This window comes from Candidatus Ulvibacter alkanivorans, from assembly GCF_003333325.1.
GTDB lineage: Bacteria > Bacteroidota > Bacteroidia > Flavobacteriales > Flavobacteriaceae > Ulvibacter_A > Ulvibacter_A alkanivorans.
This window is the reverse complement of record NZ_QOLC01000089.1, coordinates 179,106-198,925: the sequence shown is the minus strand read 5'-3', so window position 1 is coordinate 198,925 and position 19,820 is coordinate 179,106. Positions and strand designations below refer to the sequence as shown.

21 protein-coding genes are annotated in these 19,820 nt (G+C 40.5%); 14 read left to right on the top strand and 7 right to left on the bottom strand.

Features of this window, described 5'->3' with window-relative positions; genetic code table 11:
- Positions 1-120 precede the first annotated feature (120 nt).
- The gene (locus DWA30_RS09790) at positions 121-570 is read left to right on the top strand and encodes a 6-pyruvoyl trahydropterin synthase family protein (RefSeq protein ID WP_114492355.1); all 450 of its coding nucleotides are present in this window, start codon (positions 121-123) and stop codon (positions 568-570) included.
- Between the two features lie 41 nt (positions 571-611).
- Positions 612-1,370 (top strand): UDP-2,3-diacylglucosamine diphosphatase, encoded by a 759-nt coding sequence (locus DWA30_RS09785; RefSeq protein ID WP_114492354.1) that lies wholly within the window; start codon positions 612-614, stop codon positions 1,368-1,370.
- On the opposite strand, the gene recJ is transcribed toward DWA30_RS09785, so the two are convergent.
- On the bottom strand, positions 1,360-3,051 hold the full coding sequence (gene recJ, locus DWA30_RS09780; protein WP_114492353.1) for a single-stranded-DNA-specific exonuclease RecJ: 1,692 nt from the start codon (positions 3,049-3,051) through the stop codon (positions 1,360-1,362). The two genes, DWA30_RS09785 and recJ, sit on opposite strands and share 11 nt — an antisense overlap.
- Positions 3,052-3,246: 195 nt before the next feature.
- Between recJ and DWA30_RS09775 the strand changes: the two genes are divergently transcribed.
- Both DWA30_RS09775 and DWA30_RS09770 read left to right on the top strand, forming a co-directional pair.
- A complete protein-coding gene (locus DWA30_RS09775; protein ID WP_114492352.1) occupies positions 3,247-3,837 on the top strand; it encodes a carboxymuconolactone decarboxylase family protein in 591 nt (196 codons plus the stop codon).
- 6 nt (positions 3,838-3,843) lie between these two features.
- Complete coding sequence (locus DWA30_RS09770; protein WP_114492351.1) at positions 3,844-4,560, top strand: toxin-antitoxin system YwqK family antitoxin; 717 nt, start codon at positions 3,844-3,846, stop codon at positions 4,558-4,560.
- On the opposite strand, the gene DWA30_RS09765 is transcribed toward DWA30_RS09770, so the two are convergent.
- The 4 genes from DWA30_RS09765 to DWA30_RS09750 are packed head-to-tail and all read right to left on the bottom strand — an operon-like array spanning position 4,543 to position 7,013.
- Positions 4,543-5,121 carry a uracil-DNA glycosylase family protein gene (locus DWA30_RS09765; protein WP_114492350.1) on the bottom strand — a complete coding sequence of 193 codons (579 nt, stop codon included), beginning with the start codon at positions 5,119-5,121 and terminating at the stop codon, positions 4,543-4,545. The two genes, DWA30_RS09770 and DWA30_RS09765, sit on opposite strands and share 18 nt — an antisense overlap.
- A complete protein-coding gene (gene rsmI / locus DWA30_RS09760) occupies positions 5,121-5,792 on the bottom strand; it encodes a 16S rRNA (cytidine(1402)-2'-O)-methyltransferase (protein WP_114492349.1) in 672 nt (223 codons plus the stop codon). Before rsmI ends, DWA30_RS09765 begins: the two co-directional genes overlap by 1 nt.
- Before the next feature lie 3 nt (positions 5,793-5,795).
- Entirely contained in the window at positions 5,796-6,152 is a 357-nt protein-coding gene (locus DWA30_RS09755; RefSeq protein ID WP_114492348.1) for a DoxX family protein, read from the bottom strand.
- Positions 6,153-6,197: 45 nt separating this feature from the next.
- Entirely contained in the window at positions 6,198-7,013 is an 816-nt protein-coding gene (locus DWA30_RS09750; RefSeq protein WP_114492347.1) for a DUF8457 domain-containing protein, read from the bottom strand.
- A gap of 100 nt (positions 7,014-7,113) precedes the next feature.
- On the opposite strand from DWA30_RS09750, the gene DWA30_RS09745 reads away from it, so the two are divergent.
- The 10 genes from DWA30_RS09745 to DWA30_RS09700 all read left to right on the top strand — a co-directional run bounded on the left by DWA30_RS09745 (position 7,114) and on the right by DWA30_RS09700 (position 17,759).
- Positions 7,114-7,752 (top strand): thymidine kinase, encoded by a 639-nt coding sequence (locus DWA30_RS09745; RefSeq protein ID WP_114492346.1) that lies wholly within the window; start codon positions 7,114-7,116, stop codon positions 7,750-7,752.
- 3 nt (positions 7,753-7,755) lie between these two features.
- On the top strand, positions 7,756-8,865 hold the full coding sequence (alr, locus tag DWA30_RS09740; RefSeq protein WP_114492345.1) for an alanine racemase: 1,110 nt from the start codon (positions 7,756-7,758) through the stop codon (positions 8,863-8,865).
- Positions 8,866-8,946: 81 nt separating this feature from the next.
- Positions 8,947-9,357, top strand: a complete 411-nt coding sequence (mscL, locus tag DWA30_RS09735) for a large conductance mechanosensitive channel protein MscL (protein WP_114492344.1) — start codon at positions 8,947-8,949, stop codon at positions 9,355-9,357.
- A 136-nt stretch (positions 9,358-9,493) separates the two neighbouring features.
- The gene (locus DWA30_RS09730) at positions 9,494-10,483 is read left to right on the top strand and encodes an aspartate-semialdehyde dehydrogenase (protein WP_114492343.1); all 990 of its coding nucleotides are present in this window, start codon (positions 9,494-9,496) and stop codon (positions 10,481-10,483) included.
- 72 nt (positions 10,484-10,555) lie between these two features.
- Positions 10,556-10,954 (top strand): DoxX family membrane protein, encoded by a 399-nt coding sequence (locus DWA30_RS09725; protein ID WP_114492342.1) that lies wholly within the window; start codon positions 10,556-10,558, stop codon positions 10,952-10,954.
- Positions 10,955-11,040: 86 nt separating this feature from the next.
- Complete coding sequence (locus tag DWA30_RS09720) at positions 11,041-12,408, top strand: Ig-like domain-containing protein (protein ID WP_245933895.1); 1,368 nt, start codon at positions 11,041-11,043, stop codon at positions 12,406-12,408.
- A 27-nt stretch (positions 12,409-12,435) separates the two neighbouring features.
- The gene (locus tag DWA30_RS09715; protein WP_114492341.1) at positions 12,436-14,049 is read left to right on the top strand and encodes an FG-GAP-like repeat-containing protein; all 1,614 of its coding nucleotides are present in this window, start codon (positions 12,436-12,438) and stop codon (positions 14,047-14,049) included.
- A gap of 96 nt (positions 14,050-14,145) precedes the next feature.
- Positions 14,146-14,523, top strand: coding sequence for a DoxX family membrane protein (locus DWA30_RS09710; protein WP_114492340.1), 378 nt, complete (start codon positions 14,146-14,148; stop codon positions 14,521-14,523).
- Positions 14,524-14,609: 86 nt separating this feature from the next.
- Entirely contained in the window at positions 14,610-16,772 is a 2,163-nt protein-coding gene (locus DWA30_RS09705; protein ID WP_114492339.1) for a prolyl oligopeptidase family serine peptidase, read from the top strand.
- 45 nt (positions 16,773-16,817) lie between these two features.
- Entirely contained in the window at positions 16,818-17,759 is a 942-nt protein-coding gene (locus DWA30_RS09700) for an ABC transporter ATP-binding protein (RefSeq protein WP_114492338.1), read from the top strand.
- A 175-nt stretch (positions 17,760-17,934) separates the two neighbouring features.
- Here DWA30_RS09700 and DWA30_RS09695 read toward each other — a convergent pair whose 3' ends face one another.
- The gene (locus DWA30_RS09695) at positions 17,935-18,573 is read right to left on the bottom strand and encodes an SDR family oxidoreductase (RefSeq protein ID WP_114492337.1); all 639 of its coding nucleotides are present in this window, start codon (positions 18,571-18,573) and stop codon (positions 17,935-17,937) included.
- Positions 18,574-18,662: 89 nt separating this feature from the next.
- Positions 18,663-19,661, bottom strand: coding sequence for an NADP-dependent oxidoreductase (locus DWA30_RS09690; protein ID WP_114492336.1), 999 nt, complete (start codon positions 19,659-19,661; stop codon positions 18,663-18,665).
- Positions 19,662-19,820 lie beyond the last annotated feature (159 nt).

The following is a 19,820-nucleotide window of genomic DNA, read 5'->3' as shown; positions in this document are numbered from 1 at the left end:
TACATTTACAAAAATTTGTACAATGGATATTCTACGATTTCTTAGTGGTAACGGGCTGTTTTTACTTTTAGGGCTGTTATTGATTATTGTGGTTTTGTACAACAAGTTTAAAAAACGAAGATGAGCAACATTCGTATCACAAAACAATTTTCTTTTGAAACCGGTCACGCACTATATGGCTACGACGGGAAATGTCGAAATGTACATGGGCACAGTTATAAGTTGTCGGTAACAGTAATCGGGCAGCCAATAAATGACACAGATCACGTAAAATTTGGGATGGTGATCGATTTTAGTGATTTAAAAAAGATCGTAAAAGAAGAGATCGTGGATGTCTTCGACCATGCTACAGTTTTTAATAAGAACACACCCCATGTAGATCTCGCACAAGAATTAAAGAATCGAGGACATAACGTGCTTTTAGTAAATTACCAACCTACAAGTGAAATGATGGTCATCGATTTTTCAGAAAAAATAAAAGCTAGACTCCCTCAAAATATTAGCTTACATTCATTAAAACTTCAGGAAACTGCCACCAGCTACGCCGAGTGGTTCGCTAGCGATAATTAAATCGTTACATACGTAAAACGGCATTTCCCTATATTTACAGCATGCAGATCCCGCAAGGAAAAAAAATATACTTCTCAAGTGATAATCATCTCGGCGCTCCTACTCGAGAAGAAAGCCTGCCACGTGAAATAAAATTCGTTAAATGGCTGGATACCATCAAAGATGATGCAGCAGCTATTTTCTTACTGGGTGATCTCTTCGACTTTTGGTTCGAATATAAAACAGTCGTGCCCAAAGGGTTTGTTCGTGTATTAGGAAAACTAGCTGAATTAAGTGATGCCGGGATCCCTATTCATTTTTTTGTGGGTAATCACGATCTCTGGATGCGGGATTATTTCGAAACTGAACTTAACATCCCTATTTACCGTGAACCCAAAGAATTTGTATTTAACAACAAGCACTTTCTAATTGGTCATGGCGATGGAAAAGGTCCGGGTGACAAGGGATACAAGCGGATGAAAAAAATATTCACAAATCCGGTATTCAACTGGATGTTTCGCTGGTTCCACCCCGAATTAGGCATGCGATTAGCGCAATATCTTTCTGTTAAGAACAAAATGATCTCAGGCGATGAGGATAAAAAATTCTTAGGTGAAGAAAACGAATGGTTGGCACAATATGCCAGAAGAAGATTGGAATCCCAACACTTCGATTATTTTGTTTTTGGCCACCGCCATCTCCCTATGGAAATTAAACTGAACGAGTCATCTACCTATTTTAATCTTGGTGATTGGATTAGTCATTATACCTATGGTGTATTCGATGGTACAAAATTCGAATTAAAAGAATTTAAGCCTTAACGTCCTTTAAACGCAATTGAAGGCTAACATTTCCTTGCCATTCGTTCTCGTCTAGCACATACGCTGCTTTAAACAATTTTCCCGTACACGCAATCTCGTGCTTATCACCCATTCCAAAACCTATACCCACAAATTGAGGTGAGTTACCTTGCCGCACTGTCAACCGCAGATGGCTTTTATCCTCGCCAACACATTTACCGTATCCGGTATCTCTCAAACTGCTTGACATAAACACAGGAGCCATATTTCCAGGCCCAAAAGGAGCAAATTGCTTCAATATACGATAGAACTTTGGTGTGATGTCTATGAGGTTCAGTTCGGCATCAATGCTTATTTCGGGAGTTCGCAAATTAGGATCCATGGTTTCGGCGACCACGCGTTCGAACTGTGCCTTGAACCCTTCATAATCCTTTTCAAGTAATGTAAGCCCGGCAGCATATTTATGGCCGCCAAATTGTTCTATATAATCGGAACATTGCTCCAGTGCATTGTAGACATCAAATCCTTTTACCGATCGCGCCGAAGCTGCAAGTTTTTCACCACTATTAGTAAACACTAAAGTAGGGCGATAGTACGTTTCTATAAGTCGAGACGCCACGATACCTATTACTCCTTTGTGCCAGTTTTCATCGTATACCACAGTGGTATGTCGCTTTTCTTCTTTATTTGCGGTGATCTGTTCTAGCGCTTCTTCCGTTATCGATTGGTCTGCTGCTCTTCGGTCGGTATTGTATTTTTCAATTTCCGTTGCCCAATCATTCGCATCTTTTAAATTGGTTACCGTGAGCAATTGAACTGCATGATTACCGTGTTTCATTCGACCGGCGGCATTTATGCGAGGCGCGATTATAAATACTACATCGGTTATGGTAAGCGATTCTTTTTTTAATTGTTGCAGGATCGCTTGAAGTCCGATACGCGGATTCGAATTGATCACTTTTAGTCCATAATACGCCAATATTCGATTTTCTCCTGTAATAGGAACGATATCCGCCCCAATGGCCGTTGCCACCAGGTCTAAGTATAGGAGAAGATCATGTATGGTTAATCCACGATTTTCTGAAAGTGCTTGAATTAGTTTGAACCCCACACCACAACCACAAAGTTCCTTGTACGGATATTCACAATCCTCACGCTTCGGATCTAGAACGGCAGTCGCCTTAGGCAACGCTGGTCCGGGGCGGTGATGGTCGCAAATTATGAAGTCTATTTCTTTTTCCGAAGCATAGGCTACCTTATCGATTGCTTTGATGCCACAGTCTAAGGCGATAATAAGTGAAAACCCATTGTCATGCGCAAAATCAATTCCTTGGTATGACACTCCGTACCCCTCGTCATACCTGTCGGGGATATAGGTCGCTACATTAGGATAGTAGGTTTTTAAGTACGATGAAACTAGGGCAACACTAGTTGTACCATCTACATCGTAGTCGCCATAGATCAAGATATTCTCTTCTGCTTTTATAGCTTGTTCAATGCGTTCAACTGCTACATCCATATCTTTCATTAAGAATGGATCGTGAAGATCATCAAGTGAAGGGCGGAAGAATTTTTTTGCAGCTTCAAAAGTTTCGATTCCTCGCTGTAGCAACAGTGAGGCAATGGTGGTATCTACTCCAAGTGCTTCGGAAAGAGTTGCAATTTTTTTAGGATCCGGTTTCGGTTTCAGGGTCCAACGCATAGTATCTATGTTATTTCTACTGTAGAAAATAGCTCGCAATATTTTCAGCAGCTATGGGAAGAAGAAGAATGTAAATTTACAAATTTGTTTCAGAAATAAACCCTTAAATGATAACCTATTTTTTCAGAAACAACTATTAAGAATTTATAATTCAATTGGAATTTGTACTTTCGGACTTCACCAATTTATAAGAACATGCCATTAGTAAAACCGTTGTCTCCAGATCATGATGCAGACACTCGAATGCTCGCTGAATTCTTTAACGAAACACTAGGATTTTGCCCAAATAGTGTACTCACCATGCAGCACCGCCCGGCTATTAGCAAAGCGTTTATTAACCTTAATAAAGCGGTTATGGACAATCAAGGAAACGTTACTTCCGCATTAAAAAGGATGATTGCTTGGGTTAGCAGCAATGCCACGGGATGTAGGTATTGTCAAGCACATGCCATTCGAGCCGCCGAACGATATGGGGCAGAACAAGAACAATTAGACAATATTTGGGAATATAGAACACACCCTTCTTTTTCGGAGGCGGAGCGTGCTGCCTTAGACTTTTCTTTAGCGGCCTCGCAAGTTCCAAATGCAGTAGATGACACCATTAAAGATCGACTTTACGAACATTGGACGGAAGGCGAGATCGTTGAAATGTTAGGCGTTATCTCCTTATTTGGATATCTTAATAGATGGAACGATTCTATGGGAACCAGCATTGAGGATGGAGCTGTAGAAAGTGGAGAACAGTATTTGGGGAAACACGGTTGGGAACCCGGAAAACATAAATAATACATTATGAAAAACATCCTTTACTCGCTGTGCATTTTGTGCCTATGCTCGTGTAATAATATTGTTGATGTAGTCGATGAAGTAAAAAGTTTGAGTAAACAGACCATCGATTATAATGATTACCGATACGTGATCGATAAGAAGGATCGAAGAGGATATGTTACTACCGATAATGAAATAATGAATGGGCATTATGTGGTCTTACGCGATGGCGAACTGTATGAAGAATTTCAGATCAAAAAAGGATTTTTACACGGAGTTCATATTGAATACGGTAAAAATGGAAGTATTGACACTCAAAAATCGTATAAGCACAGCTATTTGGACGGTCCTTATTTTTCGTACTATCCAAGTGGTGTCTTAAAATATGAAACCGCTTACAAGAATGGTAAGATCAATAGTGCCGAAATAGAATACGATGCGAACGGTAAAAAATCCCGTGTCATGGAAACGGTAGATGGGGTCGCCTATGATCATATGTATCGTAACGATCAACAGTTAATGAGCATCTACGAAAAGGAGATCGAGGACGAAACGTTCGAGATCATTATGAAATACGATAACTTTCAGAATATCGAACTTATCTTAGGTAAAAAAACAAAAGAAGAAACACCAGAGTTCTATGTGTTCGATACTAATTTTGAGATTGTCGAAATAGTGAACGCTCAAATAGACCCTCAAACCGCCGCTTACTATTTGGGCATGCTACGCATCACTCCTTAAGATCGATTGCACATATTCTTGGAGCATGGGAACAACCGAGGTTTCGAACCACGGATTCTTAGTACGCCAAAACCTGTTAACGGGCGAAGGGTGCGGTAATGGCCAATACTTCGGAAGATAATCTGAATACGACCTTACTTTCTCGGTTAGATTCTTAGGCTCTTTGGGCAGGTAATACTGTGTGGCATACGCACCTATTAGCAACATTAATTTGTGATCCTTTATTTCTGAAAGTACTTCCTCATGCCATAAAGGGGCACATTCTTTTCGAGGAGGGAGATCGCCGGTCTTGCCTTTTCCGGGATAACAGAAACCCATAGGAAGAATCGCAAAATTTGAAGGATCGTAAAATACGTTCTCATCAACTCCCAACCACGCTCTTAATTTTTTTCCGCTTTGGTCATTCCAAGCTATTCCGGTTTCATGGACAATTCTTCCCGGCGCTTGACTCACTAAAAGTATCTTGGATTGTGAATTAGCCGCGACAATAGGTCGTGGCCCTAAAGGAAGGTGTTCTTGACAAACGGTACATTGGCGTATCGTAGCGAGCAACTCTTTCATTATTTCTTTCCGGCTACAACGATTACTAGTTCCCCTTTTGGTGGTTTATTCTCATAATGCGCTAACACCTCAACTACGGTTCCACGTATGGTTTCCTCATGTAATTTGGTAAGTTCTCGTGACACAGAGATACTTCGATCACTGCCAAAATATTCGCTAAACTGCGTCAAGGTTTTAATTAATTTATGTGGAGATTCGTAAAGTATTACGGTTCGAGATTCTTCTGCTAGTACTTTTAGGCGGGTTTGTCTTCCTTTTTTTACAGGTAGAAACCCTTCAAACACAAATTTATCGTTTGGCAATCCGCTGTTCACCAAAGCAGGCACGAATGCGGTAGCTCCCGGCAAACAATCAACTTCTATTCCGGCATCTACGCAGGCACGTGTCAAAAGAAATCCGGGATCGCTAATTGCAGGAGTGCCGGCATCACTAATAAGTGCAATGGTGTCACCTGCCAAGATGCGTTGTACGATGCCTTGAGTCGTTTTATGCTCGTTATGCATATGATGCGACTGCATGGAAGTATTGATGTTAAAATGCTTAAGCAGCTTCCCGCTGTTTCTTGTATCTTCGGCCAAGATAAGATCCACTTGTTGCAGTACTTCAACCGCACGAAAGGTCATGTCTTTTAAATTCCCAATAGGTGTTGGTACAAGGTAGAGTTTTCCCATAATCTAATATCGAACTACTTTTCCGAAGAAATAAGAAATAAGTAACATAATAATCCCAATTAGAGATAAGGTCATACCGCCATCGTTGGCTTGATAATGTGCTAATGTGGCAAATACCATATCAAAAAACAAACCCGCATAGGCCCATTCGGTAAGCCATTTACTACTTCTCAATAGCACGATTACGATTGCAATTATCTTGGCTACGGCCAATGGTATCACCAAATAGCCGGGGTAATCAAGTTGTTGAAAATATCCTTGAACTTCTTCCGTATTCGTAATATACATTGTTGCCGAATAGAGCATAAGTGCCGACAGCAAGAGTGTGGCGATCCAGTACACGATTTTTTGAATTCTCAAATCAGTTGTTCTTTAGATCCAATTGTACACTTGAAACCACCCTTTTTAATTGAAGCTTTTCTCTACGATATTCATAAATCGGTCGGCATATTCCTCTTTTTGCAGCCAATAATTGTAGTCGGGTTTTACTTTCGCCTTAATAAATGATGCTGCCTCGTCGTAAGAGCGCATGGTGCTTATTTGCGATAGCACTCGTGTGTAATCTTCAGTATTGTTGTTGAACAAATGCTTAATAAAAGCAAGACGATCGTTCAAACCGATGGACAGCCCTGAATTAGCTATATCGTTTATCGATTTTGGACGGTTACTGCTGGTAATAGGTTCATCCACCAATTTTGCGTCTTTCTTCGGAATTTCTCCCCCTTTGGCAGGTTGTTTTTCTTCGAGCGTATTGGTTTGGGTGGTGGACGATTTACTGGTACTATCCTTTCGTTCAAACGTAGGGGTTTGTTGATACGTAGCTGCAAATTCTTCAAGATCGTTCTTCATGTATTTTTTCTTCGGAAGCACCTCCTCGAGCATATCATCGATTCGTTGAGATTCTTCGGGCATTTGTGCCACTATATCTTTGATCTTTTCCATTAATGGCTCGATAAGATCCTCTTTATGTTCCGGTTGGGGGACCGGCTCGGGTTCGGTAAACCAATTTACTTCGCGAAAACTTTTAGAATCTAAAGCTTCTGAAGGTACGACTTGCGGTGAAGTATCGTCTTCGAGTTGAGATTCGAGGTATTGAAGTACAGATAGTCGCTCGTATAATCTAGCTACAGTTTTCTTTACGGTAGTAGTTTGAAACGAGTCTTCCGAAGCCAATAGCTCCTTAGCCAAGTCTTTAATCTCTTCTTGAAGTTTCTTCTTCATAACTTTTATTATTAATCGCTTTTTCTCTATTTTGTTTTTATAAATTTACGCATCCTTAATGAGAACGTCAAGTAATTCCGTTTTAGTTTAACGCTATCCTATGTTTTTAGAAAATACCGTAAATCAGAAAGAGCAATTTGGCTGGATCGAGGTGATCTGCGGGTCTATGTTTTCTGGAAAAACAGAAGAATTGATCCGTCGATTAAAACGTGCAAAATTTGCTAGACAGCGGGTAGAGATCTTTAAGCCAAATGTAGACGTTCGCTACGACGAAGACAAAGTAGTGTCTCACGACAGTAATGAAATTAGGTCGACACCGGTTCCTGCAGCCGCCAACATCCCGATACTCGCAGACAATTGTGATGTAATTGGTATCGATGAAGCACAATTCTTCGATGATGAAATTGTAAAGGTGTGTAACGACCTGGCCAACCGTGGTGTGCGCGTCATCGTTGCAGGTTTGGATATGGACTTCAAAGGGAATCCATTTGGCCCTATGCCTGCCTTAATGGCCACGGCCGAATATGTAACAAAAGTTCATGCTGTATGTACACGTACAGGAAACCTGGCCAATTACAGCTATCGAAAATCTAAGAGTGATGATCTGGTGCTGTTAGGTGAAACCGAAGAGTATGAACCGCTAAGTCGCGCTGCTTACTTTAAAGCCATGTTGCGAGAAAAGGTAAATAAGATCGATGTTCAAGATCCCGAACAACTACCAACTAAAAAGCAAGCATAACATATGCCTAAAGTAACCGAAACGGTGTTAGAGATCGATCTTAATGCATTGGGTCATAATTATCGCTATCTCGCTTCCAAGGTCAAGAAAGACACTAAAATACTGGCGGTTGTTAAGGCCTTCGGATATGGTAGCGAATCGGTAGCAGTGGCTAAAGAACTTGTTGCGTTAGATGTCGATTATTTTGCAGTGGCCTATGCCGCGGAAGGGGAAACCTTACGAGACGCAGGGATCGAAACACCAATATTAGTGCTGCATCCGCTACCCGACAATTTCGATCTTATTGTAAATAGATGTTTGGAGCCCAGTATCTATTCTCAAAAAATGTTGGATGCATTTGTTTCGTATGCAGAGAAGCAACGACAACACGCATATCCTATTCATGTTAAATTTAATACAGGGCTAAACCGTTTAGGATTTTCCGAAGAAGACCTCAACACCATTACTAACAAGCTCGAAAAAACACAAGCCGTTACTGTAAAATCGGTATTCTCACATCTCGCTGCCAGTGAAGATGTTTCAGAACAATCGTTTACAAGAACGCAGCTGGAACGTTTCCGAAGTATTTCAGAAAAAATTACCGCACGTCTGCCGTACACTCCGTTACTTCATACCTTGAATACTTCCGGTATTATAAATTATCCTAACGCACAATACGACATGGTGCGAACCGGTATTGGCCTTTACGGATTTGGAAACCACCCTGAGGAAACTAGTAAGCTTAGACCCGTTGCTACGTTAAAAACAGTTATTTCGCAAATACATACCATTAACAAAGGTGATACCGTTGGTTATAATCGTGCTTTTACCGCACCAAAGACCATGCGAACGGCCACACTACCTATTGGCCACGCCGACGGAATTTCAAGGGCCTACGGAAATGGTAAAGGATGGATGAGCATTCACGGTAAGAAGGCGAAAATTATAGGCAATGTGTGTATGGATATGATCATGGTGGATGTAAGTGAGATCGAATGTGAAGAAGGCGACGAGGTGATCGTATTTGGGGAGCAGCCAACTGCAGGCGAATTGGCAGAAGCGGTTCAATCTATTCCTTATGAATTGCTAACAGCGATCTCTCAACGAGTAAAACGAGTTGTTTGTCGAAAATAAGAGCATTCTTACTCCTTAATTTTGTGATTCTGAAAACGATTTAACTATTTTAGAGCCTATTAACTTTAAAGCCATCAAAACATGTTAAAAGAATTCAAGAATTTTATAATGACTGGCAACGTCATCGATTTGGCCGTTGCAGTTATTCTAGCCGGTGCCGTAGGCATGGTAGTAACCGGATTTACCAATGATATCATGATGCCCATTGTGGGTCATTTTACCGGAGGTGTCGATTTTTCAGATTTGAAGATCGTACTTTCTGAAGCCATTGTTGCAGCCGACGGAACCGTAGAAAAACCCGAAAATGCGGTTATGTGGGGTAAATGGGTAAATGCCATTATCAACCTAATAATTGTTGGGTTTGTATTGTTCTTAATTGTCAAGGCATACAACAAGACTAAAAAACCAAAAGAAGAAAAACCCGCAGCTCCTAAAGGGCCAACGCAAGAAGAACTCTTGATCGAAATTCGCGATGAATTAAGAAAGAAATAATATAGCGTCACCGCTACACTTGAATTAAGTATAACCAAACCCTCTTAAACCTTTTGTTTGAGAGGGTATTTTTTTGCTTTTTATTCTGAAAAATTTGTTTTCGAAACTGTATTTTTGAGCCATTAAAATTAGACCTATGAAATTAGCCGTTGTAGGTGCTTCAGGAATGGTTGGCACCGTATTATTGCGAGTATTAGAAGAACGAAATTTTCCATTGACCGAGTTATTGGTCGTTGCTTCGGAACGATCGGTAGGACAAAAAGTAGTATACAAGAACAAACCGTATACATTAATTGGCATGGAAACTGCCCTTGCCGAAAAACCGGATATCGCAATATTTTCTGCAGGTGGCGCAACCTCACTAGAGTGGGCTCCCAAGTTTGCAGCAGCGGGCACTACTGTTATTGACAATTCTTCGGCTTGGCGAATGGACCCGGACAAAAGGTTGATCGTGCCGGAAATCAATGCAACTCAGTTGACTAAAGAAGATAAGATAATTGCTAATCCAAATTGCAGCACCATTCAATTGGTGATGGCATTAGCGCCTTTACATAAAAAATATACCATGAAACGCGTGTTGGTCTCTACATACCAATCGGTTTCAGGGACCGGTGTTAAGGCAGTTGAGCAATTGGAAAATGAAATTGTAGGAAAGTCGGGAGAGATGGCCTACCCTTACCCCATTCATAAGAACGCAATCCCACATTGCGATGTTTTTGAAGACAATGGGTACACAAAGGAAGAAATGAAATTAGCGCGCGAACCTCAAAAGATATTAGATGACCGTTCTTTTTCAGTTTCAGCAACTGCAGTGCGAATTCCTACGGCCGGCGGACATAGCGAATCGGTAAATGTAGAGTTTACAACAGATTTCGATCTTTCCGAAGTAAGACAACTACTGCATGAGACTCCGGGAATTACCGTACAAGATAACCCGGATACCAACACCTACCCCATGCCTGTGTATGCACACGATAAAGATGACGTTTTCGTAGGCAGAATTAGGCGTGACGAAAGCCAAGCCAATACGCTAAATATGTGGATCGTTAGTGATAATCTACGAAAGGGTGCGGCAACGAATGCAATTCAAATAGCCGAGTATTTGGTACACCATTCACTGGTGTAGGTCGACATTGCTTTCTTAAAGTGTAAGTCAAATTAGGTGTTTGCGTCCAATTGGACAACAAACACCCAAACTATGAAATTGGTTTTTCTCGTGCTTCGCATTGGATTAGGCCTTATGCTGTTAGCATTTGGTACAAATAAGTTCTTTTGGTTTATGCCCGATTTCGATTTTAGTGCGTATCCTCAAGCTGAGCATCTTTTTAAAGTATTGCGATTTTCATGGTATGAACCAGTTGGAAAAGGATATTTAATGGGGTTGGTAGGGCTTACCGAACTAATGGTTGGATTGTTGCTCGTATTAAAAAAATGGGTTCCTTTGGCGTTGATAGTGTTAGTTCCAATTTCTGTAAATATTGTCTTATTCCATGCCTTCGTGAACTTGCCCAATATTGGTCCGGCGCTACTGGTAGCAATTGTTAACGGTGTTTTAATTTATAGGCACAAAGAGAAATATAAGCCCTTGTTCAAGTAATATTCCATTATTTTTTAGAAGGATAAATTCCTAGTAATGAAGATACAAGGGAATTCTTTATATTTACCAAAAAATTGTACCCCATAGTGAAGAATATCTTAATTGTATTGGGATTTTTTACAATCGTGATCGCAACTGTTTCTTGTAAGAAAGATGATAGTTATACCCCTCTAGAAATTACTGCGGAAGCCGATTTTGTAGAAGTAATCCAAAATGGTTCTATTGAAGTCGATGTGCTTCAAAACGACACCAATATTCCTGCCTCAGGGATCTTGATTGCCAGCGCTTCGGAAAACGGGGTCGTAACCATTGTAGATGTCAATGATACACCTTCCGATCCAAGCGATGATCTTGTGCGTTACGAACCTTCAACCAACTTTAGTGGGAATGACACTTTCGAATATACCGTATGTGATAATGAAGGGATTGCCTGCGCTTCTGCCACAGTATCGGTGACGGTTGTGACAGCAACACCAGTGGTGTTAGACTTGAGTGCGGTTCCTTATGAAAAACTATCCGATTATAATTTCTTCGCAGGAACACTGGCAGACCAAGAACCAAATTATGGCGTCGTGCCGTACAAGCCTATTAGCACGCTCTTTACAGATTATGCCTTAAAAAAACGATTTATCTGGTTGCCCAATAATACTCAAGGCAGCTATAATGGCGATCATGATATATTAGATCTCCCGGTAGGTACTGTTTTAATCAAAGCTTTTTATTATAACAATGTCCTTCCGCAGAATAATCGACGAAATATTGAAACGCGATTAATGATCAAAAAAGAATCGGGCTGGATCTTTGCTAATTATATATGGAACGAAGCGCAAACCGAGGCCTATTTTGATCTAAGTGGAGATTTTACCGATGTAACCTGGATGCAGGATGGAGAGACGCGAACCGTAAATTATCGTATTCCTCCCGAAAGCCAATGCTTTACATGTCATAAATCGGAAGTAAATTCCATCCCAATTGGTGTAAAACCACAAAACCTGAATGCCGGCTATCCCTATATGGAAGGCACCAAAAATCAGTTGCAGAAGTTAGTCGAAATGGGATATCTTGAAGATAACATTCCTGCAGAGATTACGACGGTCGTCGACTGGCGAGATGAGTCTAAGCCGTTGAATATTAGAATGCGATCGTATGTGGATATTAACTGTGCGCATTGTCATTCAGACGATCGACATTGTGACTATAGACCCATGCGATTTCAGTTTAGCATGACCGATGACCCTGCGAATTTAGGGATCTGTGTAGAGCCCGATACATTCATTCCTCCGTATACTAAAATTGTAGATCCGGGGAATATTGAAAATTCTTTACTATATTTCAGGCTTAATACAACTGAAGAACAATACCGTATGCCGCTATTAGGCAGATCGTTAATTCATGAAGAGAACATAAGGCTTGTAGAAGATTGGATAAACTCATTAGATCCTACTTGCGACTAAAAACTAAATTATTTTAAAACACCTATTATGAAAAAACTAATACTCTCCGCAATTCTATGTTGTCTTTTTAGCTTCGGAAATGCCCAAAACGGAGTAAATGGAACCTTAAATTTTACGACTGAATCTATTGCAACCGTTGGTTCTGAAAGAGGGGTCGTAGATATGAATGGTGACTTCTTAGACGACATCGTTTGTATTCAATCTACCAATGTAAATATATTCTACCAACAAAGTGGTGGCGGATTTGTAGAAGCTAATATTACTACTACTGAAGCCGATTATAATCCTTCTTGGAGTATGGCTGCTGCCGATTTTGACGCCAACGGGTATACCGATCTTTTATACGGTGGTGGAAACGGAGTTACATTTATGAAAGCCAATGATACCGGAGATGGATTTACAGAGATCTCGGGTTCAGAATATGTATTCTCACAACGTTCTAACTTTATTGACATTAACAACGACGGTCATTTAGACGCCTTTGTTTGTCACGATGTGGAGCCAAACGTATACTACATCAATGATGGTTCGGGGAACCTTGAGTTTATCCAAGGAGGATTGGGTGACTATCCTTCAGGTGGGAACTACGGTTCTGTTTGGATCGATTATGACAATGACAGGGACATGGATATGTTCATCGCTAAGTGTGGTGGTGAAGTGCCACGACGTACCAATCAAATGCACCGCAACAACGGTGATGGCACCTATACAGAAGTAGGAGATGAAGTAGGATTGGCAGACCCAATGCAAACGTGGTCTTCGGCATGGGGAGATTTTGATAACGATGGCGACATGGATGTATTTATTGGTGCAAGCTCTGGAGAACACAAGTTAATGCGTAATAATGGAGACAGTACATTTACCGATGTAACTTCAGGATCAGGAATTGGTGTTGTGACAGCAACAGGAATTGAAAATGCACCTGCCGATTTCAATAACGATGGTTTCTTAGACATCGCATCGAACGGAAATATTTTGTTAGGAAATGGTGATCTTACCTTCGGAAATGTGCAGTTTGGTGTGATCTCTGGAGAAAATGGTCCTTTTGGTGATCTTAACAACGACGGATTTATAGATGCGTTCAACAATGAAACGATCTACTATAACACACCTAATGGAAACAATTGGCTAACGATCAATACTGTGGGAACCGAAAGCAATATTAATGGTATTGGAGCTCGTGTAGAACTTCTTACAGCTTCAGGCACTCAAATAAGAGACGTTCGAAGTGGAGAAGGATTCCGATTTATGAGTACGTTGAACACTCACTTTGGTCTAGGAGCCGACACCGAAATTATTAGCGTGACCGTGTATTGGCCATCTGGATTGATAGACCGCGTAGACAATCCAAATATTAATGAAACCCTTACAATTATTGAAGGGACCTTCTTAGGGCTGGAAGATTATTTAGTGAACGATCTTATTCTATATCCAAATCCTGCAGAAGATGTACTAAACTTGAATAGAAAAACCGGGTTGGAAGATGCGCTTATTACCGTATTCGATATCACAGGTAAAAGAGTCTTAAACGAAAGACTAAAAGGAACATCCATCGATGTTTCGGGACTTAATGCCGGGTCGTATATCCTACGTGTTGTGAACAACGGTGCTACTATTACACAGAAGTTCATCAAAAAATAATACATATTTGCAAATTGTTAAAAACCCGATTCATTAAATGAATCGGGTTTTTTATTTTTCTGTATCTTTAAATATCAAACACTTACAACCATCACTATGAATTCTACCTTTACTAAAATCCTCCGCTTTATACTAGCGTTAGCGTTACTCGTTTTTGGGTCTAACAAACTCTTTAGTTATATCCCTATTTTCGATATGCCTCCGGCAGCAGCCAACTTTATGGATTCTCTCGAGGCTACCGGTTATGTATTATACGTTGTTGCTGTGCTAGAAATCGTTATCGGACTATTACTATTGTTCAATAAATGGGTGCCGTTTGCGCTTTTATTGTTGGCGCCAATATCTTTTAATATTTTTCTGTTCCATGTCTTTTTGGATGTTTCAGATATATGGGTTGCAATTGTGGTTGTTGTCATCAACATCATCTTGATCTATAAGTATTGGAAGTCATACAGGCCGCTATTTCAGTACTAATTTACTTTCAACTTATTCTAACAAGACTATAACAAATCGACCCATTTGTTTTTAGTACATTTACTGCGTATAAAATTCTTCAGTATATGAAAAAATCAATCATTCCTATCTTGCTAATAGTGCTTATCACAGCTTGTAACGAAGATAAAAAACAACAATCTAGTACATTGAACTATCACAAAACGAAAAAAGTGGACACGGTAGACACCTATTTTGGTGTAGAAGTGGCAGATCCCTACCGCTGGTTGGAAGACGACAGAAGCGAAGAAACTGAAAAATGGGTTGAAGCACAAAACAAGGTAACCTATGGCTACCTCGATGATATTCCGTTTCGAGAAGAACTTAAAGAGCGATTATCTACCCTTTGGAATTATGAAAAAGTGGGAGCCCCTTATAAGGAAGGAGATTATACTTACTTTTATAAGAACGACGGATTGCAAAATCAATATGTGCTGTATAGGTATAAGACAGGTGATGACCCGGATACAGCCGAAATATTTTTAGACCCAAACACCTTTAGCGAAGATGGAACTATCTCTTTGGGTGGTGTAAGTTATTCTGAAGACGGTAAAACCGTTGCTTATAGTATTTCTGAAGGAGGAAGTGATTGGCGAAAAGTTTTAGTCATGAATGCCGAAACCAAAGAAATAATTGAAGATACCTTGGTCGATATCAAATTTAGCGGACTCGCATGGCGTGGCAATGAAGGATTCTATTACTCCAGCTACGATAAGCCGGAGGGGAGTGAGCTTTCTGCGAAAACCGATCAGCACAAATTGTACTTTCATACACTAGGCACTTCTCAAGAGGAAGACGAACTTATTTTTGGAGGAACCGAAGCCGAAAAGCATCGCTATGTCAATGGCGGTGTAACTGAAGACAACAAGTACCTTTTTGTAACAGCTAGCGTCTCTACCTCAGGAAACAAACTGTTTTTAAAGGATCTAACCAAACCGAATAGTAAATTCATTACCATTCTAGATCATACAGATAGTGATTCGTATATCATGGAAAATGAAGGAGCTAAACTCTACATCGTTACCAACTTAAATGCTCCAAACAAAAAGATAGTAACTGTCGATGCCTCAAATCCGACACCGGAAAATTGGAAAGACTTTATTCCTGAAACCGAAAATGTATTAAACCCATCTAAAGGTGGAGGCTCCTTTTTCGCAAATTATATGGTTGATGCCGTTTCAAAAGTGTTGCAATACGATTACGACGGAAACTTAATTCGTGAAGTGGATCTTCCCGGTGTAGGAAGTGCCGGCGGATTTGGGACTAAAAAGGAAGAAACACATTTGTATTATTCTTTTACCAACTACGTAACCCCCGGAAGCATCTATAAATATGATATTGCAGAAGGAACTTCCGAATTATATCGTAAACCGCAAATCGATTTCAATCCAGAGGACTACGAAAGCAAACAGGTATTTTATACCTCCAAGGATGGTACAAAAATACCGATGATCATTACTCACAAAAAAGGACTTGAACTGGATGGAAACAACCCAACCATTCTTTATGGTTATGGCGGTTTCAATATTAGTTTGACACCTAATTTTAGCATTACGAACGCAGTTTGGATGGAACAAGGGGGTGTATATGCGGTCCCTAATTTAAGAGGGGGTGGTGAATACGGAAAAGATTGGCACAATGCAGGGATAAAAATGAAGAAACAAAATGTCTTCGACGATTTTATTGCCGCAGCCGAATATTTGATCGAAAACAAATACACATCTAAAGATTATCTAGCCATTCGCGGGGGATCTAACGGTGGATTGCTTGTTGGTGCCACCATGACACAGCGCCCCGACCTTATGAAGGTTGCCTTACCGGCCGTTGGAGTTTTAGACATGTTACGCTATCACACCTTTACAGCAGGTGCCGGATGGGCTTACGATTATGGTACCGCAGAAGACAGTAAGGAAATGTTCGAATACTTAAAAGGATACTCTCCATTACACAACGTAGAAGAGGGGGTCGAATATCCGGCCACCTTGATCACCACTGCAGATCATGATGATCGTGTGGTGCCCGCCCATAGTTTTAAATTTGCTGCTGAACTTCAAGAAAAACAGTCGGGAAGTAATCCCGTCCTTATTCGTATAGAAACCGACGCAGGCCATGGTGCCGGAACTCCGGTAAGTAAGACCATTGAGCAGTATGCCGATATTTACGGATTCACACTGTATAATATGGGATACGAAGTATTGCCGGAAAAGGTCAATCAAGGCGTAAAAGAATAGGATTTATGGCGGGGCTTTTCAAGCCCCGCCACTATATGTATACCAATGCTTAGCGTCTCGATCAATTCCTTTTCTTATTCTAACACCACAGTGCTTAGCGATATTGATTTTACGCTCAAACAAGGCGTTCATATGGCGGTTCTAGGCGAAAGTGGTTGTGGAAAATCTACCTTATTACATCTTATTTACGGACTCTTGCATTTAGATAAAGGTGAGATATCTTATAACGGAAATCGATTATTAGGTCCTACCCACAATCTTATTCCGGGAGAGCCTTTTATAAAACTGGTCGCACAAGATCTTTCCTTGATGCCATTTAGTACTGTCACCGAAAATGTTTCGAGCTTTTTAAACCGTCAAGACCCAAAAAAGGAGACATCTCGTGTAAATACTCTACTGGATCTCGTAGCCTTAAGCGCATATAAAAACACCTTGATTAAGAATTTAAGTGGCGGCCAAAAGCAACGAGTCGCAATTGCCAAAGCATTGGCGAACAAACCGGAGCTTTTGTTGCTGGATGAACCATTTAGCGATATAGATACGTTTCGAAAGAATAAATTGCGTCGGTCGCTATTCCAGTATTTAAAGGCAAATAACATTAGCTGTATCATGGCTACTCATGATCCTGAGGAAGCTATGGCCTTCTCCGACACATTAATGATTCTTCACCAAGGTAAAATTGAAACCATAGACACTCCGCAAAATGTCTTTAACAACCCCAAAAGCATTCATCAAGCTAGTTTCTTCGGAGAGGTTACTACACTGCCTTCTGGAATGTTCACTTCGGAAAAGTTTTTGGACAAAACGATATTTTTACCTCACCAACTAGCACTTTCCGAAGAAAAAACCAACCTGCAAGTCACAATAGAAAAATGCTTCTATAAAGGCACCCATTATCTTATTCAAGCCGCTTATAATGACAAAGAGGTTTTTTTTAATCATCATGCACCTATAGCAGAAGAAACAGTAGCATTAAAGGCTATATGACAACTCTAACGTATCCAGAATTACCCGACCGAATTAAAACCGTAATCATCGACGGTAAAGTTCTCGTTCAAATGAAAATCCTGAGGAACACGCTGGTGGATCATTAATATATATTGGAGTCAAGAAACAGACTCCAATCCAATTCCCGCAACTTATTTGCCAAAGCAGTAACGCTTTATATCTCTTGCACCGCCTCTTCTATGGCGGTGTCGCCGGTTAATATTTCGAAAGTTTTGTTTTGCGCTGTGGTATCGTTCAATACAGCGACCAAGGTATTAGCAACATCTTCTCTGCTTATCTCGCCGCTCTTACCCAATTTTTTCGAAGCTTCGATCTCATCGGTACCTTTATCGTTTGTAAGGGCTCCGGGGCGTACAATAGTGTAGGGCATCCCACTTGCTTTTAAGTGTTCATCGGCATTGTGCTTCGCCTCAAGATAATGTTTGATATCTTGATTGCTTTCGGGCTCATCTGCACCCATAGCACTTAACATGACAAATTTTTTAATCCCCGCAACTTGCGCCATATCGATTAATTTTATGGCTCCTTCTTGATCCACGCTCAAGGTTTTTTCTTTTGAAGTATCTCCACCACTACCGGCTGCAAAAATTACTTTTTCGATGCCGGTAACCGTATGGCTCACATTTTTCTCCAAGTCGGCCAAAACCGTGTTGATATTTCTCTCTTCAAATTGTGTTGCTTGTTCTTTTCGACGAATCATTGCTACCGGAATATAGTTGCGATATTCATCTAAAATGTCCACGATTTTCTTTCCGGTGGTACCCGTGGCTCCTACTACTAATACTCTTTCCATAAAAGTAATATACTTATTTTTTCAAACGACCAAAAGTAGATTAACGGTCTTTAACGGTTCCGTTAATATGCTTTTAAGGAAGTTGTTTTTTAAGACACTTTTACGATCATTTTCCCTTTGTTCTCTCCGTCAAATAATGCGATAAATGCCTTCGGAATAGAATCGAATCCTTCAACGATCGTTTCTTCGTAGGTCAACTTATCCTCTTCCAACCATGTTGCCAATTGAGCTACGGCTGAAGGAAAATCAGCTTGATAATCTCGAACTGTAAACCCTTGCATTCGTACACTTTTCTTTATTAAGGTTGTTTCGTGACGCGGACCTTTTGGTGTTTCTGTTTCGTTGTACAATGAGATTGCGCCGCAGTTTACCACGCGCCCTTTAGAATTGATATTCGCCATGGCAGCATCAAGGATCTCGCCACCCACATTATCAAAATACACATCGACACCATTGGGACAGGATTCTTTAATGGCCTGTTTCATGTTTTCGGTGGTCTTATAGTTGATGCCTGCATCAAAGCCGAATTCTTTTTGAAGCATCTTGACCTTCTCGTCGCTGCCTGCTATACCAACAACCCGACACCCTTTTATTTTCCCTATCTGCCCCACTACAGAACCTACTGCACCGGCGGCTCCTGAAACTAACATAGTTTCTCCTTCCTTTGGGTTGCCAATTTTATCCAACCCTAAATACGCTGTGATACCTGTTAAGCCTAATACACCCAAGTAAGCACTTAAAGGCGCTTTATTTCCATCTACCTTGTTCAAGCCTTCACCTTTCGAAAGCTGAAATTTCTTCCATTTCAACATGCCATTCACATAATCGCCAACTTCAAAATCATCATGCTTAGATTCGATGACTTCCGCAATAATTCCAGACTCAATGGGTTCGTTAAGCTTAAAGGGTTCGATATACGATTTTTCGTCTCGCATTCTTCCGCGCAGATAAGGATCTACAGAGACATATTTGGTCTTAAGTAATAGTTCTCCATCTTTTGGAGATGGACGCTCCTCTTCCTTAAATTCAAAATCACTTTCTTTTGGACGCCCGGAGGGTCTGTTCTTTAGTACGATATAGTTGTTCATTACAGTTTTTTTTTAATTTATTTGTGTCTTCTAAAGTTAGTACTTGTTAGGCTTCAGAAATAATATAGCGCGTTCTAATTGGGTTTTTTCTGAAAAGATTAACGAAAATCAAATGGCTTTAAAGCTATCTTTAAGAATTCGCTTCTTAAACATCACATC

Coding starts and splice junctions, on each gene's coding strand:
- DWA30_RS09790 (WP_114492355.1), top strand. CDS start 121: ATGAGCAACATTCGTATCACAAAACAATTTTCTTTTGAAACCGGTCAC.
- DWA30_RS09785 (WP_114492354.1), top strand. CDS start 612: ATGCAGATCCCGCAAGGAAAAAAAATATACTTCTCAAGTGATAATCAT.
- recJ (WP_114492353.1), bottom strand. CDS start 3,051: ATGCGTTGGACCCTGAAACCGAAACCGGATCCTAAAAAAATTGCAACT.
- DWA30_RS09775 (WP_114492352.1), top strand. CDS start 3,247: ATGCCATTAGTAAAACCGTTGTCTCCAGATCATGATGCAGACACTCGA.
- DWA30_RS09770 (WP_114492351.1), top strand. CDS start 3,844: ATGAAAAACATCCTTTACTCGCTGTGCATTTTGTGCCTATGCTCGTGT.
- DWA30_RS09765 (WP_114492350.1), bottom strand. CDS start 5,121: ATGAAAGAGTTGCTCGCTACGATACGCCAATGTACCGTTTGTCAAGAA.
- rsmI (WP_114492349.1), bottom strand. CDS start 5,792: ATGGGAAAACTCTACCTTGTACCAACACCTATTGGGAATTTAAAAGAC.
- DWA30_RS09750 (WP_114492347.1), bottom strand. CDS start 7,013: ATGAAGAAGAAACTTCAAGAAGAGATTAAAGACTTGGCTAAGGAGCTA.
- DWA30_RS09745 (WP_114492346.1), top strand. CDS start 7,114: ATGTTTTTAGAAAATACCGTAAATCAGAAAGAGCAATTTGGCTGGATC.
- alr (WP_114492345.1), top strand. CDS start 7,756: ATGCCTAAAGTAACCGAAACGGTGTTAGAGATCGATCTTAATGCATTG.
- mscL (WP_114492344.1), top strand. CDS start 8,947: ATGTTAAAAGAATTCAAGAATTTTATAATGACTGGCAACGTCATCGAT.
- DWA30_RS09730 (WP_114492343.1), top strand. CDS start 9,494: ATGAAATTAGCCGTTGTAGGTGCTTCAGGAATGGTTGGCACCGTATTA.
- DWA30_RS09725 (WP_114492342.1), top strand. CDS start 10,556: ATGAAATTGGTTTTTCTCGTGCTTCGCATTGGATTAGGCCTTATGCTG.
- DWA30_RS09715 (WP_114492341.1), top strand. CDS start 12,436: ATGAAAAAACTAATACTCTCCGCAATTCTATGTTGTCTTTTTAGCTTC.
- DWA30_RS09710 (WP_114492340.1), top strand. CDS start 14,146: ATGAATTCTACCTTTACTAAAATCCTCCGCTTTATACTAGCGTTAGCG.
- DWA30_RS09705 (WP_114492339.1), top strand. CDS start 14,610: ATGAAAAAATCAATCATTCCTATCTTGCTAATAGTGCTTATCACAGCT.
- DWA30_RS09700 (WP_114492338.1), top strand. CDS start 16,818: ATGCTTAGCGTCTCGATCAATTCCTTTTCTTATTCTAACACCACAGTG.
- DWA30_RS09695 (WP_114492337.1), bottom strand. CDS start 18,573: ATGGAAAGAGTATTAGTAGTAGGAGCCACGGGTACCACCGGAAAGAAA.
- DWA30_RS09690 (WP_114492336.1), bottom strand. CDS start 19,661: ATGAACAACTATATCGTACTAAAGAACAGACCCTCCGGGCGTCCAAAA.